Genomic DNA, 14,353 nt, shown 5'->3' on the forward strand with positions numbered 1-14,353 from the left:
GTCGGCGCGCATCAGTCCTTGAGCAGCCCGGTCGCGCGCAGCGCGGCCTCGACCGCCGGACGGTTGGCCTCGGAGAGCTCGGTCAGCGGCAGCCGCAGCGCACCGCCGCAGAGGCCGAGGCGGGACATGGCCCACTTGAGCGGAATCGGATTGGGTTCGACGAAGAGATTGCGGTGCAGCGGCATCAGCTCGAACTGGATCTGCATCGCGCGCTTCACGTCGCCCGCGAGCGCGGCCACGCAGAGCTCGTGCATCTTGCGCGGCGCCACGTTGGCCGTGACGCTGATGTTGCCCTTGCCGCCGCACAGCATGAGCGCCACGGCGGTCGGGTCGTCGCCCGAGTAGACGGCGAAGCGCTCGGGCAGGTCGCGGATGAGCCACTGCGCGCGCTCGATGTTGCCGGTGGCTTCCTTGATGCCGATGATGCCGGGCACCTGGGCCAGGCGCAGCACGGTGTCGTGCGCCATATCGGCGACCGTGCGGCCGGGCACGTTGTACAGCACGGTGGGCAGGTCGCCCACGGCTTCGGCGATGGCCTTGAAGTGCTGGTACTGGCCCTCTTGCGTGGGCTTGTTGTAGTAGGGGACGACCTGGAGCTGGGAATTCGGCACCCACGCCCTTGGCGAACTTGGCGAGCTCGATCGCTTCCTTGGTCGAGTTGGCGCCGCAGCCGGCCATGACGGGTACGCGGCCCCGGGCCTGCTCGACCGACACGCGGATGATTTCGCAGTGTTCTTCCACGTCGACCGTGGGCGATTCGCCGGTGGTGCCGACGACGCCGAGGCAGTCGGTGCCTTCGTCGATGTGCCAGTCGATCAGCCGGCGCAGCGCGGGATAGTCAACGCTGCCGTCGTCGTGCATCGGCGTGGCCAGCGCGACGATGCTGCCTGTGAGTTGCTCCAAGGGGGAATCTCTTTGTCGTGGACGAAAGCACGCATTCTAATAGCGCACCCCCCGCCCGCCACCCGGGCGGCCCCGGGTCCCGAGGGGGTGGTCAGGCGGCCTTCAGCGGATGGCGCGCCGGCGGCTCCTCCGCTGCGGCGGGCGCCCGGACCGCCGCGATGCGCTGCACGAAGCGCGCCGGCTCGCTCAGGAAACCGTCCTCGTAGGCCACCACGCGCAGCCCCTCGCAGGCGGCCAGCAGCTCGCCCGGGCGCAGCAGGAAGTCGGGCCGCGAGGGCTTGCCCACGCTCTCGTTGCCCGCGGCGAAGGTCTCGTAGAGCAGCACGCCGCCGGGCGCCACGGCCGCGACGATGTCGGCCAGCCGCGCCCGCCACAGGTAGTTGGTGACGACCACCGCGCCGAAGCCCTGGCCGGCGAAGGGCCAGGGGCCGTCCTCGATGTCGGCGGTGACGACCGTGCCGAAGGCGGCCGCGGCCGCCGTGGCCTCGGGCGAGCGGTCGACGCCGGTGGCCGGGTGCCCGCGCCGCGCGAACCAGTGCATGTGGCGGCCGGCGCCGCAGGCCACGTCGAGCACGCTGGCGCCCGGCGCCAGCAGGTGGCTCCAGCGCACGATCCATTCCGAGGGCGCCGACAGCCCGTGGAGCGGGGCAGGGGGATTGGTTACATCTTTCATGGCGCCTTGCGCCCGCGGGGGCGCGCGAACGGTCAGAAGCACGACCAGATCTGGTCGACCAGCATCACCGCGAATTCGGGGTGGGTGTAGAGGCTGAACACGCCCGCCAGCGCCAGCGCCGCGGCGGCGAACCAGCCGGTGCGTGCGAGCCGTTGGCGCGAGAGGGGTGTCATGGCCGCCATTGTGATCCCGGCTCAGCCCGCGTATCAGCCCGCGTGCGCGGCGGGCCGGCCCACCGGGCGCGCGATCGCGCTCTCGCGCACCGGCAGGTTGACAAGCGCCGCGAACACCCCGAGCGCGATCGCGAGATACCAGACCACGTCGTAGCTGCCCGTGGTGTCGTAGAGGTAGCCGCCGAGCCAGACGCCGAGGAAGGAGCCGACCTGGTGGCTCAGGAACACGAAGCCGCTGAGCATCGAGAGGTGGGCCACGCCGAAGATGCCCGCCACGATCGCGTTGGTGGCCGGTACCGTCGAGAGCCAGAGGAAGCCCATCGCGGCCGAGAACAGGTAGACGCTCAGCGGCGAGGTCGGCACCACGAGGAACAGCGCGATGGACACCGCCCGCGCGAAGTAGATCGCGGCCAGGATCTTGCGCTTGGCGAGCTTCTGGCCCAGCAGCCCCACCGTGTAGGTGCCGAACACGTTGAACAGGCCGATCAGCGCCAGCGCATAGCCGGCCACGTCGGCCGGCAGGCTCTTGTCGCGCAGGTAGGTCGGCATGTGGATGCCGATGAAGGCGAGCTGGAAGCCGCAGACGAAGTAGCCGGCCATCAGCAGGCCGAAGCTCGGATAGCGGAAGGCCTCGCCCACGGCCTGCAGCACCGACTGCTCGCGCTGCGCGGCCGCCGCCTCGCGCCGCGGCTCACGCAGGCCGAAGGCCAGCGGCACGATCACCAGCACCAGCACCGCGACCACCGCCAGCGCGGTCTGCCAGCCGAACTGGCCGATCAGCCGGCCCTCGACCGGCGCCATCAGGAACTGGCCGAAGGAGCCGGCCGCCGCCGCCACCCCCATGGCCCACGAGCGCCGCTCGACCGGGATCTGCCGCCCGATCACGCCGTAGATCACCGCGTAGGTGGTGCCGGCCTGGGCCGCGCCGATCAGCAGGCCCGCGCTCAAGGTGAACAGCAGCGGCGTCGGCGAATGCGCCATGCCCAGCAGGCCCAGCGCATAGAACACCGCCCCGCCGATCAGCACCCGGAACGCCCCGAAACGGTCGGCCAGCATGCCCGCGAACACCCCGAAGACGCCCCACGAGAGGTTCTGTATCGCCAGCGCGAACGAGAAGGTCTGCCGGCTCCAGTCCTGCGCCTGCGTGATCGGCTGCAGCCAGAGCCCGAAGCCATGGCGGATGCCCATCGAGAGCGTGACGATCATGGCGCCGCAGAACAGCACCTGCCTGATCGAGAGGGTGGGAGTGGGAGACGGTTGCATGCGGCGACTGTAGCCAAGAGCCGGCTGCGGCATGCGCGCCGCCGGCGACAGCCATTGATGATTTATCGGCGGCAGATCGATGCGTGAATCGCATCAAAATCGCGCCGTGCCGCGCACCTGTATACACATCCAGTTCTTTTCCCGGCGACTGACTACAATCCGCCCCCATGGCGACTCCCCCCAAGACTCCAACCAGTTCCTCCGACGCCTCCGGCTACTCCGAAGGCTCGATCCGCGTGCTCAAGGGCCTCGAGCCCGTCAAGCAGCGCCCGGGCATGTACACCCGCACGGACAACCCGCTGCACATCATCCAGGAAGTGATCGACAACGCGGCCGACGAAGCGCTCGCGGGCCACGGCAAGAAGATCAGGGTCACGCTGCATGCCGACGGCTCGGTCGCCATCGAGGACGACGGCCGCGGCATCCCGTTCGGCCTGCATCCCGAGGAGAAGGCGCCCGTGGTCGAGCTGGTCTACACCCGGCTGCACGCGGGCGGCAAGTTCGACAAGGGCTCGGGCGGCGCCTACAGCTTCTCGGGCGGCCTGCACGGCGTGGGCGTGTCGGTGACCAATGCGCTGTCGAAGCGGCTCGAGGTGACGACGCACCGCGAAGGCTCGGTGGCGAAGCTGGCCTTCAGCGGCGGCGACGTGATCGAGCAGCTCGAGGTCCGCAAGCTCGAGGCCGGCGAGCGCAAGCAGGGCACCACGGTGCGCGCCTGGCCCGACGCCAAGTACTTCGAGTCCTCGGCGCTGCCGATGGGCGAGCTCACCCACCTGCTGCGCAGCAAGGCGGTGCTGATGCCCGGCGTGAGCGTCACGCTGGTCAACGAGAAGACCAAGGAAACGCAGCAGTGGCTCTACAAGGGCGGCCTCAGCGACTACCTGATGCAGACGCTCAACGGCGATCCGGTGATTCCGCTGTTCGAGGGCAGCGGCCATGCCGACAAGAACGCCGACAACTTCGCCGAGGGCGAGGGCGCCGACTGGTGCGTGGCCTTCACGGAAGACGGCCAGCCGGTGCGCGAGAGCTACGTCAACCTGATCCCCCACCAGCGCCGGCGGCACGCACGAGAGCGGCCTGCGCGACGGCCTGTTCACGGCGGTCAAGGGCTTCATCGAGCTGCACTCGCTGCTGCCCAAGGGTGTGAAGCTCCTGCCCGAGGACGTGTTCGCGCGCGCTTCCTATGTGCTCAGCGCCAAGGTGCTCGATCCCCAGTTCCAGGGCCAGATCAAGGAACGCCTGAACTCGCGCGACGCGGTGCGGCTGGTGTCGAGCTTCGTGCGCCCGGCGCTCGAGCTGTGGCTCAACCAGCACGTCGACTACGGCCGCAAGCTCGCCGAACTGGCGATCAAGGCCGCCCAGACGCGCCAGCGCGCGGGCCAGAAGGTCGAGAAGCGCAAGGGCTCGGGCGTGGCCGTGCTGCCGGGCAAGCTGACCGACTGCGAGAGCAAGGACATCGGCCACAACGAAGTCTTCCTGGTCGAGGGCGACTCGGCCGGCGGCAGCGCCAAGATGGGCCGCGACAAGGAAAGCCAGGCCATCCTGCCGCTGCGCGGCAAGGTGCTCAACACCTGGGAGGTCGAGCGCGACCGGCTGTTCGCCAACACCGAAATCCACGACATCTCGGTGGCGGTGGGCGTCGATCCGCACGGCCCCGACGACACGCCCGACCTCAGCGGGCTGCGCTACGGCAAGATCTGCATCCTCTCCGATGCCGACGTGGACGGCTCGCACATCCAGGTGCTGCTGCTCACGCTGTTCTTCCGGCACTTCCCCAAGTTGATCGAAACCGGCCACGTGTATGTCGCGAAGCCGCCATTGTTCCGGGTCGACGCGCCCCGCGCGCGGCAAGAAACCGGCCTCCAAGGTCTATGCGCTCGACGAGGGGGAACTGACCGCCACGCTCGACAAGCTGCGCAAGGACGGCGTGCGCGAAGGCGCCTGGAGCATCAGCCGCTTCAAGGGCCTGGGCGAAATGAGCGCGGAACAATTGTGGGAAACCACGCTCAATCCGGACACCCGGCGCCTGATGCAGGTCCAATTGGGCCGTTTCGACTTCAGCGCCACCCAGGGCGAGATCACCAAGCTCATGGGCAAGGGCGAAGCCGCGGCGCGGCGCGAACTGATGGAACTGCGCGCCGACGACGTCGACATCGATGTTTGATTCCACCCCGCATGTCCCTCCTCAAGCCTTCGCTGCTCCTGGCCTTCCTGCTGCTCGCGCTGCAGGGGCCGGCGCGCGCCGCTGACGTCTACGGCTACATCGACGCCAACGGCGTGGCGCACTTCGCGGCCGAGAAGGTCGACGAGCGCTACCAGGTGTTCTTCCGCGACGGCCAGAGCTTCGACACCACGCAGGGCATCTCGCCGCTCGGCCGCCTCGGCCGCGGCAACCGCAAGCTCGACGGCAAGTTCGACGGCAAGGTGTCGCCGGCCTCGCAGACGCTGCTGGCCATGTTCGAGGCCTCGCCGAGCTACAAGATCGCCAAGAGCGCGCTGCGCGATGCCTCGAACAAGCATGCGATCGACTACGAGCTGCTGCAGGCGCTGATCGCCACCGAGTCGGGTTTCGACGCGCATGCCGTCTCGCCCAAGGGCGCGCGCGGGCTGATGCAGCTGATGCCCGGCACCGCGCAGCGCTACGGCGTGGCGGGCGACCAGCGTGCGAGCCTCGAGAAGAAGCTGTTCGACCCGCGCATCAACATCGCCGCCGGCTCGCACTACCTGCGCGACCTGATCGCGATGTTCCCGGGCCAGATCGAGCTGGCGCTGGCGGCCTACAACGCGGGCGAGGGCGCGGTGCAGCGCGCGGGCAACAAGATCCCGAACTACAAGGAAACGCAGAACTACGTGCAGACGGTGCTGCAGCTCTACGCCTACCTCAAGCCCTCGGTGGCCCGGGGCGGCGGCCTGCGCGGCGGCAAGACGCCGGGGCGCATCCGCATGGAGATGACGGTGCCCGCCGGCGGCGCGATCGGCCGCGGCAACATGCCCCCGGATTCGCCGCGCAGCCTGCCGGCGATGCCGGCCGTGCCCGAGTCGGCCGCGCCGCCCGCCGCCGATGCCGGCGCCGGCGATCCCCCCGCTTCGCCGCTGTCGTGAGCGCAGCGTCCCGCGAGCGAGCGCCTTCGCCCGCCCCGACCATCCCAAGAACGAGGAGACCGCGATGCAACGCCGAGATTTCGTCCTGGCCGGCGCCGCCGCGCTGAGCGGTGCCGCGCGCGCCCAGCATCCGGCCTCGCACGCCGCGCCGCAGCCCGTGCCGTCCTCGGCCGAGCCCTATGCGCGGCTGCAGGGCGGCGTGCCGCACCACATGACGCCCGAGCAGGAGGCGCAGCGCGTCACCGACAGCCCCGCGCCGCGCGGCCCGCAGGGGCGCTGGACGGCGCGCGCGGCGCTGCCGCTCCCGCGCAGCGAGATGGCCTGGGCCACGGCCGCGCAGGGCCGCATGCACGTGGTCGGCGGTTACGGCGAGGGCGCGGTCAACCGCGACTACCACCACATCTACGACCCGCAGGCCGACCGCTGGCTCGACGGCGCGCCGCTGCCGCGCGGCGCCAACCACGTGGCCGTGGCGGCCGACGGCGGCCGGGTCTACGCGCTCGGCGGCTTCGTCGAGCAGAACCGGCGCTCCGACACGAATGCCTACGTCTACGAGATCGCGGCCAACCGCTGGACCGCCATCGCGCCGCTGCCGCGTCCGCGCGGCGCGGCCGCCGCCGTCGTGCTCGACGGGCAGCTGCACCTGATCGGCGGCGCCTCCGAGCCCGCGGCCGAGCGCGCCAGCGTGGGCTGGCACGAGGTCTACGATCCCAAGACCGACCGCTGGAGCGCGCGCAAGCCGCTGCCCGGCGCGCGCGACCACGTGGGCTGCGTGGCGCATGGCGGCCTGATCCACGTGGTGGGCGGGCGCTTCAACACCTTCGAATACAACACCGACCTGCACCACGTCTACCTTCCCGCGCGCGACACCTGGGAGCCGCGTTCGCCGCTGCCCACCGCGCGCTCGGGTCATGGCCTGGTGGTCTACCGCGACCGCTTCTTCGCCATGGGCGGCGAGGGCGGTTTCCTCGTCGGCGGCGTGCCGCGCCAGGCCAAGGTCTTCGGCCAGATGGAAAGCTACGATCCGGTGGCCGACAGCTGGCAGCGCCATGCGCCCATGACCACGCCGCGCCACGCGGTCGGCGCCGCCGTCATCGGCGACTGGATCTACGTGGCCGGCGGCGGCGCCGTGCTCGGCGGCTCGGTGCAGTCCGCGGTGCACGAGGCCTTCACGCTGGGCTGAACGCCTTCGCCGCCACTCCTTTTTTTCGTTTTCTCACCCGCTCTTTCATGGACTCCCAACCCCCGCTCGATCTCCTGCCTCCCGGCGACGACAACAACGACGGCGGCGACGGCACCTCGCTCACGCTCGCCGACTATGCCCAGACCGCCTACCTCGAATACGCGCTGAGCGTGGTCAAGGGCCGGGCACTGCCCGACGTGTCGGACGGCCAGAAGCCGGTGCAGCGGCGCATCCTCTATTCGATGTCGCGCATGGGCCTGGGCTTCGGCGGCACCAACGGCACCGTGGGCGCCAAGCCCGTGAAGACGCGCGCGCGTGGTCGGCGACGTGCTCGGCCGCTTCCATCCGCACAGCGACCAGGCCGCCTACGACGCGCTGGTGCGCATGGCGCAGGACTTCTCGCAGCGCTATCCGCTGGTCGACGGCCAGGGCAACTTCGGCAGCCGCGACGGCGACGGTGCCGCGGCCATGCGCTACACCGAGGCGCGCCTCGCGCGCATCACCAGCCTGCTGCTCGACGAGATCGACGAAGGCACGGTCGACTTCATCCCCAACTACGACGGCAGCACCGAGGAGCCGCGCCTCCTGCCCGCGCGGCTGCCGTTCACGCTGCTCAACGGCGCCAGCGGCATCGCGGTCGGCCTGGCCACCGAGATCCCGAGCCACAACCTGCGCGAGATCGCCGATGCCTGCGTGGCGCTGATCAAGTCGAACGGCAAGCTCAGCGAGGAAGAACTGTTCGCCATCGTGCCCGGCCCCGACTATCCGGGCGGTGCGCAGATCATCAGCAGCGCGGGCGACATCGCCGATGCCTACCGCAGCGGCCGCGGCTCGCTCAAGGTGCGCGCGCGCTGGAAGATCGAGGACCTCGCGCGCGGCCAGTGGCAGCTCGTGGTCAACGAGCTGCCGCCGGGCGTGAGCACGCAGAAGGTGCTCGAGGAGATCGAGGAGATCACCAACCCCAAGGTCAAGGCCGGCAAGAAGGCGCTGAGCACCGAGCAGACGCAGGTTAAGGCCGCGATGCTCTCGGTGCTCGACGTGGTGCGCGACGAGTCGAGCAAGGACGCCGCCGTGCGCCTGGTGTTCGAGCCCAAGACCTCGCGCATCAGCCAGGAGGAATTCATCACCACCTTGCTGGCGCAGACCTCGCTCGAGACCTCGTCGTCGATCAACCTCACGATGGTGGGCATCGACGGCAAGCCGACGCAGAAGTCGCTGCGCCAGATGCTCGAGGAATGGATCGAGTTCCGCGCCGCCACGGTCGAGAAGCGCTCGAAGCACCGCCTGGGCAAGGTGCAGGACCGCATCCACATCCTCGAGGGCCGGCAGCTGGTGCTGCTCAACATCGACGAGGTGATCGCGATCATCCGCGCCGCCGAGGATCCGAAGGCCGCGCTGATCGCGCGCTTCAACCTCAGCGATCGCCAGGCCGAGGACATCCTCGAGATCCGGCTGCGCCAGCTCGCGCGGCTCGAAGCCATCAAGATCGAGCAGGAGCTCTCCAACCTGCGCGAGGAGCAGAAGAAGCTCGAGGAGATCCTCGGCAGCCCGGCCGCGCTGCGCCGCCTGCTGATCAAGGAGATCGAGGCCGACGCCAAGACCTTCGAGGACCCGCGCCGCACGCTGATCCAGGCCGAGAAGCGCGCCGTCGCCGAGGTCAAGGTGGTCGACGAACCGGTCACCGTGATCGTCTCGCAGAAGGGCTGGGTGCGCGCGCAGAAGGGCTGGGCCAGCGAGAAGGCCGCGGGCAACGGCGCCGCGGCGCCCGAGTACAGCTTCAAGTCGGGCGACTCGCTCTACGGCGCCTTCGAATGCCGCAGCGTCGACACGCTGCTGGTGTTCGGCTCCGCCAAGGACAAGAGCGTGCGCGTCTACACCGTGCCCGTGGCCTCGCTGCCGGGCGCGCGCGGCGATGGCCAGCCGGTCACCACGCTGATCGAGCTCGATGCGGGCACGCATGTCACGCACTACTTCGCCGGCCCGGTCGCGGCCAGCCTGCTGCTGGCCAACTCGGGGCGGCTACGGCTTCATCGCCACGGTCGAGAACATGATGTCGCGCCAGCGCGGCGGCAAGGCCTTCATCGACGTGGGCGAGGGCGAGCAGCTGTGCCGGCCCTCGCTGGTGGGCGGTGCCGGCGGCGCCGAGCCCATGCCCGCGGCCACGCACGTGGCCTGCGCCTCCACGGGCGGGCGCATCCTGACCTTCGAGATCGCCGAGCTCAAGAGCCTGCCCAAGGGCGGCCGCGGCCTCACGCTGATCGACCTCGAGCCCAAGGACACCCTCGCGGGTGCCGCGGCCTACACGCGCAGCGTGAGGATCGAGGGCATCGGCCGCGGCGGCAAGGAGCGCGACGAGACGCTCGAGATCCGTACCCTCAACAACGCGCGCGGCACCCCGCGCGCGCAAGGGCAAGGCGGCCGACCTGGGCTTCAAGCCGGCCAGCATCGTGCGGGTGCTCTGATGGGCGGCCTCGACATCAGCACCATCGGCTTCGTCATCGCGATCGTGACCGGCGTCGGGAGCTTTCTCGTGGGCCGGCACTTCCGCCGGCAAGCGCGCCGAGAAGAAGCGCGCGAAGGACCGCGTGGCGGCGCAGGCGCTCGAGACGCGCCAGCAGCGCCGCGCGCGCGAGCGGCGCGAGCGCGGCTAGCCGCTCGCTACGCCCCCTCGTTACTTCAGGCCTTCCCACCAGCGCACGTTGGTGCGCGCCTGGCCCACCGTCAGCACCTCGCCGATCACCGGCGTGGCCAGTTCGATCTTGCGCTCCTGCGTGAGCTTCGCGATGCGGTCCAGCGGGTCGTGCCAGCTGTGGAAAGCGAGGTCGAAGGTGCTGTTGTGCACCGAGTACAGCACCTTGCCGCGCAGGTCCTCGAAGGCCTGCACGCTCTGCTCGGGCGTCATGTGGACCGCGGGCCAGTAGGCGTCGTAGGCGCCGTTCTCCATCAGCGCGAGGTCGAAGCCGCCGAAGCGCTCGCCGATCTGCTTGAAGCCCGGGAAGTAGCCCGAGTCGCCGCTGTAAAAGATGCGCTGCTCGCCGCTTTGCACCACCCACGAGGCCCACAGCGTGCGGCCGCGGTCGGTCAGCGAGCGGCCCGAGAAATGCTGCGCCGGCGTGGCCGTGAGCTTCACGCCGTCGTGCTCGCCGCCCTGCCACCAGTCGAGCTCGCTGATGCGCTCGGGCGGCACGCCCATCGCGACCAGCCGCGCCTTCACGCCCAGCGGCACGAAGTAGTGCTGCACCCGCTTCGCGAGGTACTCGATGGTGTAGACGTCGAGGTGGTCGTAGTGGTCGTGCGAGAGGATCAGGCCCTCGATCGGCGGCAGGTCCTGCAGCGCGATCGGCGGCTGGTGGAAGCGCTTGGGCCCCGCGAACGAGAACGGCGACACGCGCTCGCCGAACACCGGGTCGATCAGCCAGGTACTTGCCCCGCAGCTTCAGCAGGTGCGAGGAATGGCCCAGGCGCACCACGTGGTTGGCCTGCGCATCGAGCGCGGCCAGCGCCGCCGGCGTCAGCGGCTTCACGGGGATCGCATCGGTGGGCACCGAGTCGGTCTTGGTCTCGAAGAAGAAGCGGGTCCAGATCTTCCACGTGCTCTGGTTGGGCAGCACGTCGGGGTTGTCCATGTTCTCGAAGGTGCAGCCCTTGAACTGCGGCGAGGCGTCGTAGCGGACCTCGCAGCCGCTGTTGCTGCTGCAGCCGGCCAGCAGCGCGCAGGCGGCCGCGAAGGCGGCGGTGGCGCGCCTGCGCAGGCGCTGCGAAAGGGAAGGAGCGTTGGGGTCGGTCATGGCAGGTGTTGTGTGGTTCTGCGGGCGGCGCGAGCTTAGCGGCGGGTGCGCGGGCAATGGTTTCAACGTCAGAAACATTCGCCGGGCAGGGGCATTGGCGACGTCCTGTGCGATCCTTCGGCCCTGCCGTCCCGCGCACCAGAAAGGGTTCCCATGACACTCGCCGTCCTCGTCATCGACATGCAGCGCGGCCTCGTCGACGACGCCCCGCGTTCGCATGAAGCCGCCGCGGTGATCGAGCGCATCAACGCGCTCACCGAGCGTGCCCGCGCGGCCGGCGTGCCGGTGGCCTTCATCCAGCACGAGAACGAGGTCGACCTGGTGTTCGACTCCGAGCGCTGGCAGCTTGCCGGCGAGCTCGACACCGACACGCGCGACGCGCGGCTGCGCAAGACCACGCCCGATTCCTTCCTGCGCACGCCGCTCGATGCCTGGCTCTCGGAGCGCGGCGTGAAGCGCGTGGTGGTCTGCGGCTATTCGTCCGAGTTCTGCGTCGACACCACGGTGCGCCGCGCGGCCGGGCTCGGCTACGAAGTGACGCTCGCGGCCGACGCCCACACCTCGCACGACAAGCCGCATGCCACGGGCGCACGGATCCGCGCGCACCACAACGCCACGCTGGCGGACATCACGAGCTTCGGCGTGCCGATCCGCGCGGTCGACAGCGCGCAGGTGTCGTTCGGCGGTTGAAGCCGGCGCGCGGCTTCAGTCGGCTCCCGGCCGCCACACCCGCACCAGCGCCCCGAGCTTCTCCCGGAAGCTCATGCGGTCGTTCGACAGCACGTCGATGAAGTCCGACAGCCGCTGCGACTTGACCATGGTGTAGACCGTGAGCCAGGTCGTGAACACCAGCACCACGCCGAACCAGATCGCCTTGCGCCACAGCGGCGCCTCGGCCTCGGCCAGCAGGTTCATGCCGAGGAAGCCGGTGGTGATGGTGCCGATCAGGCCGAACAGGGTCACGACCGTGAGCCGCACCACGGTGTTGGCCTGGCGCCGCAGGCTGTCGGCGTCGAGGTAGGTGTTCATGTCGGCGATGCGCTCCTTGACCTCGTCGTAGAGCGGATCGAGCCCGAGGTGGGTGGCGCACAGGTGCGACAGCGCGCGCACCTGCGCCTGTTCCGAGATCTCGTGGAACCAGTAGCGGTGCGTGAAGCGCAGGAAGCGTTCGAAGCTCGCGCGGATCGCGCGCTTGAAGCGCTTCACGCTCGGCGTGCTGCGGATGTCCAGCCGCTTGAGCGCCTCCACCAGCTGGTCCGAGAACATCAGCAGCGAGGCCTTCTGGAAGTGCGCGATCAGGAACAGCAGGAAGTGCTGGTGGCGGAACTGCGCGAGCACGCCGCGGTCGCGGCAGCAGAAGAACTCGGAGCGCGCATCGCCCACCACGATCAGTGCATGGCCGTTGCAAAGGTAGCGCGTGTTGGGGGCCGCGCCGGCATCGACCCAGAAGCGGTCGTAGCAGTAGCGGCTCTCGAAGTCGGCCAGGTGGTGGTCGGCATAGGGCAGGTGGTCCTGGCGTCCCGCGAGCGCCGCCTCGGCCTCGCCCGCGCCCGTGACCAGCCCGAGGCGGACGAAGTCGTTGCGCGTGAGCCGCTTCGGATCGTCGAGCGACAGGTAGGCCATCACCGGCATGCGGTAGTACTCGATCTGCCGGTAGCGCAGCGCGCCCTTGTCCTCCGAATGGTCGCTCACCAGCGGCTGCATCAGGTAGGCCCAGTGGGCCGCGATGCGCGGCGCGCGGTGCTGCGCCACGTGCGAGATGAAGGCCTCGCTGTGCTGCGCGTCGGAGCTGGCGAGCACGCGGCCATCGGCGGCCAGCCATTCGACGCTGGCCATGCAGTGCAGCGCGCCGCCCTCGGCATCCCAGCCCGCGGGATAGGCGCGGCCGAAGCGGTAGAGCAGTTCCTGCGCCTGCGCCAGGCTCAGGTCGTTCACGCCGACCTCGAGGTTCAGAAGCACCACGTCGACGTCGAAGAAGAAGTAGAGGTCGCAGTGCACCACCTCGAGCGTGATCGGTGCCTCGCCGGCGCGCGTGACCACGCGCACCGCGGCGATGTCGTGGCGGCGGAAGATGCGCATCGGCGAGTCGCCGTCGCTGCCCGTCCCGGGTCCGCCGGCCTGCGCGCGCGAGCGTCCCTCGCCGTAGAGGAAGCGCTGCACGTAGGGCAGGAAGCTCACGAACTCGTTGTAGTGGCGCTGGTGGAAGCGGCTGCTGTCGCCCGTGTATTCGTCGATCTCCTCGCGCCACGGCGAGGCCTCGCCCATCTCGCGCAGCAGGTGCCAGGGCGCCTGGTGCGCGGACTTCGCATCGCGCACCGGCATCAGCCGCACCGGCCACAGCAGGGCCTGGCGCAGGTGCTTCACGGCGGGGGGCATGGGCGGAGGTCTCGGCAAGCATGGCGCCGGGGTCTGCGGCCATGTCGTCCAGCTGCGCGGTCGTGGGGTCGGCCAGGGGTGTGAGCATCGCGGAAGTGTAGGCAGCGGCCCCCCGCAAAGACCGACTAGGGTAATCCCTCGGTCATCGTGAAACCGGTTTCATATAAGCTGCAAGCATTGCTTTTCCACTGTGCGCGTGCACCCGCGCCGCAGCCGGACCATGAACTACCAGTTTCAATTCGACGCCGTCTTCGCCGCCTGGCCGCTGCTGCTCAAGGGCACGTGGATCACCGTCCAGCTGTCGCTGGTCGCCACCGTGCTCGGGCTGGTGGTGGCCATCTTCTGCGCCTGGGGCAAGACCTCGGGGCCGGGCTGGCTGCGCTTCGTGATCAACGCCTACATCGAGGTGATCCGCAACACGCCGTTCCTGGTGCAGCTGTTCTTCTTCTTCTTCGCGCTGCCGGCCATCGGCCTGCGCTGGTCGCCGCAGACGGCCGCGCTGGTGGCGATGGTGGTGAACCTCGGCGCCTATGCCACCGAGATCATCCGCGCCGGCATCGAATCCATTCCCAAGGGCCAGATCGAGGCGGGCCGCGCGCTCAACCTCAAGTCCTGGGAGATCTTCCGCTTCATCATCATCAAGCCCGCGCTCAAGGCCATCTATCCCGCGCTCACCAGCCAGTTCATCCTGCTGATGCTGAGCTCGGCGGTGGTCTCGGTGATCTCGGCCGACGACCTGACCTCGGTGGCCGCCAACCTGCAGTCGCAGACCTTCCGCAGCTTCGAGATCTACATCGTGGTCGCGGCCATCTACCTCGCGCTGGCGCTCGCCTTCTCGGCGATGTTCAAGCTGATCTACAAGCGCACGCTCAACTACCCGGACCGCCGGTAA

The 14,353-nt window shown here is 69.7% G+C and carries 9 protein-coding genes and 4 pseudogenes; 7 read left to right on the plus strand and 6 right to left on the minus strand.

The window, feature by feature from the left end; translation table 11 throughout:
- Positions 1–11: 11 nt before the first annotated feature.
- The 4 genes and pseudogenes from dapA to ACHMXE_RS22705 all read right to left on the minus strand — a co-directional run bounded on the left by dapA (position 12) and on the right by ACHMXE_RS22705 (position 3,012).
- Positions 12–861, minus strand: a pseudogene (gene dapA / locus ACHMXE_RS22690) (4-hydroxy-tetrahydrodipicolinate synthase).
- A 133-nt stretch (positions 862–994) separates the two neighbouring features.
- The gene (locus ACHMXE_RS22695) at positions 995–1,576 is read right to left on the minus strand and encodes a class I SAM-dependent methyltransferase (protein WP_395351424.1); all 582 of its coding nucleotides are present in this window, start codon (positions 1,574–1,576) and stop codon (positions 995–997) included.
- 32 nt (positions 1,577–1,608) lie between these two features.
- On the minus strand, positions 1,609–1,749 hold the full coding sequence (locus tag ACHMXE_RS22700) for a hypothetical protein (protein WP_172705632.1): 141 nt from the start codon (positions 1,747–1,749) through the stop codon (positions 1,609–1,611).
- Positions 1,750–1,782: 33 nt separating this feature from the next.
- Positions 1,783–3,012 (minus strand): MFS transporter, encoded by a 1,230-nt coding sequence (locus ACHMXE_RS22705; protein WP_395351426.1) that lies wholly within the window; start codon positions 3,010–3,012, stop codon positions 1,783–1,785.
- A gap of 167 nt (positions 3,013–3,179) precedes the next feature.
- Here ACHMXE_RS22705 and ACHMXE_RS22710 point away from each other — a divergent pair.
- The 4 genes and pseudogenes from ACHMXE_RS22710 (at position 3,180) to parC (ending at position 9,759) form a co-directional block, all read left to right on the plus strand.
- A pseudogene (locus ACHMXE_RS22710) lies at positions 3,180–5,176 on the plus strand (DNA topoisomerase IV subunit B).
- Between the two features lie 11 nt (positions 5,177–5,187).
- Positions 5,188–6,114 carry a lytic transglycosylase domain-containing protein gene (locus tag ACHMXE_RS22715; RefSeq protein WP_395351428.1) on the plus strand — a complete coding sequence of 309 codons (927 nt, stop codon included), beginning with the start codon at positions 5,188–5,190 and terminating at the stop codon, positions 6,112–6,114.
- Positions 6,115–6,178: 64 nt separating this feature from the next.
- A complete protein-coding gene (locus ACHMXE_RS22720) occupies positions 6,179–7,297 on the plus strand; it encodes a Kelch repeat-containing protein (RefSeq protein ID WP_395351430.1) in 1,119 nt (372 codons plus the stop codon).
- A 47-nt stretch (positions 7,298–7,344) separates the two neighbouring features.
- A pseudogene (gene parC / locus ACHMXE_RS22725) lies at positions 7,345–9,759 on the plus strand (DNA topoisomerase IV subunit A).
- 209 nt (positions 9,760–9,968) lie between these two features.
- Here parC and ACHMXE_RS22730 read toward each other — a convergent pair.
- Positions 9,969–11,085, minus strand: a pseudogene (locus ACHMXE_RS22730) (MBL fold metallo-hydrolase).
- 153 nt (positions 11,086–11,238) lie between these two features.
- On the opposite strand from ACHMXE_RS22730, the gene ACHMXE_RS22735 reads away from it, so the two are divergent.
- Positions 11,239–11,775 (plus strand): cysteine hydrolase family protein, encoded by a 537-nt coding sequence (locus ACHMXE_RS22735; RefSeq protein WP_395351432.1) that lies wholly within the window; start codon positions 11,239–11,241, stop codon positions 11,773–11,775.
- Between the two features lie 15 nt (positions 11,776–11,790).
- On the opposite strand, the gene ACHMXE_RS22740 is transcribed toward ACHMXE_RS22735, so the two are convergent.
- The gene (locus ACHMXE_RS22740) at positions 11,791–13,164 is read right to left on the minus strand and encodes a hypothetical protein (protein ID WP_395351434.1); all 1,374 of its coding nucleotides are present in this window, start codon (positions 13,162–13,164) and stop codon (positions 11,791–11,793) included.
- On the opposite strand from ACHMXE_RS22740, the gene ACHMXE_RS22745 reads away from it, so the two are divergent.
- Together ACHMXE_RS22745 and ACHMXE_RS22750 are read left to right on the plus strand one after the other, a co-directional pair.
- On the plus strand, positions 13,157–13,231 hold the full coding sequence (locus tag ACHMXE_RS22745; RefSeq protein WP_395352761.1) for a hypothetical protein: 75 nt from the start codon (positions 13,157–13,159) through the stop codon (positions 13,229–13,231). The genes ACHMXE_RS22740 and ACHMXE_RS22745 overlap by 8 nt on opposite strands.
- A 450-nt stretch (positions 13,232–13,681) precedes the next feature.
- The gene (locus ACHMXE_RS22750; protein WP_057595383.1) at positions 13,682–14,353 is read left to right on the plus strand and encodes an amino acid ABC transporter permease; all 672 of its coding nucleotides are present in this window, start codon (positions 13,682–13,684) and stop codon (positions 14,351–14,353) included.

The organism is Variovorax sp. UC122_21, assembly GCF_044056785.1.
Classification (GTDB): domain Bacteria; phylum Pseudomonadota; class Gammaproteobacteria; order Burkholderiales; family Burkholderiaceae_C; genus Variovorax.

Coding starts and splice junctions, on each gene's coding strand:
- ACHMXE_RS22700 (WP_172705632.1), bottom strand. CDS start 1,749: ATGACACCCCTCTCGCGCCAACGGCTCGCACGCACCGGCTGGTTCGCC.
- ACHMXE_RS22750 (WP_057595383.1), top strand. CDS start 13,682: ATGAACTACCAGTTTCAATTCGACGCCGTCTTCGCCGCCTGGCCGCTG.
- ACHMXE_RS22740 (WP_395351434.1), bottom strand. CDS start 13,164: ATGCGCATCTTCCGCCGCCACGACATCGCCGCGGTGCGCGTGGTCACG.
- ACHMXE_RS22695 (WP_395351424.1), bottom strand. CDS start 1,576: ATGAAAGATGTAACCAATCCCCCTGCCCCGCTCCACGGGCTGTCGGCG.
- ACHMXE_RS22720 (WP_395351430.1), top strand. CDS start 6,179: ATGCAACGCCGAGATTTCGTCCTGGCCGGCGCCGCCGCGCTGAGCGGT.
- ACHMXE_RS22735 (WP_395351432.1), top strand. CDS start 11,239: ATGACACTCGCCGTCCTCGTCATCGACATGCAGCGCGGCCTCGTCGAC.
- ACHMXE_RS22715 (WP_395351428.1), top strand. CDS start 5,188: ATGTCCCTCCTCAAGCCTTCGCTGCTCCTGGCCTTCCTGCTGCTCGCG.
- ACHMXE_RS22705 (WP_395351426.1), bottom strand. CDS start 3,012: ATGCAACCGTCTCCCACTCCCACCCTCTCGATCAGGCAGGTGCTGTTC.